Below are 305 nucleotides of genomic sequence, written 5' to 3' on the forward strand. Positions count from 1 at the left end.
CGCTGGGTTCCCGAAAATCGGGACAAGCAATTCCGACCGCTCATATTCCTATATATTAGCGGTCGTTGTTTTCTTCCTTTTATTTTTCATCATATTTTTACTGTCGGGTTATGTTTAACTGGAAAGTTTACAGAGTTTGCAATAAAGCACAGTTCATTTGCCATTTTATGCAAATCATGGGCTTTGTCAAACATATGAACTTCAGTTACTGTAACAATTGGATTCAATATAACTTCAGTGAATTGTCCACCACCATTTGAAGTTTCAATCATTATTCCTGTTGTAGACTTCCCCTTTATTGGACA

1 protein-coding gene is annotated in these 305 nt (G+C 36.4%); it reads right to left on the reverse strand.

Annotated elements, in window-relative coordinates:
* Positions 1 to 89 precede the first annotated feature (89 nt).
* The coding region (locus B4W65_RS17255) for an OsmC family protein (RefSeq protein WP_205741334.1) at positions 90 to 305 on the reverse strand (216 nt) is incomplete at its 5' end.

Source organism: Geofilum rhodophaeum (genome assembly GCF_002210225.1).
Taxonomy (GTDB): domain Bacteria; phylum Bacteroidota; class Bacteroidia; order Bacteroidales; family Marinilabiliaceae; genus Geofilum; species Geofilum rhodophaeum.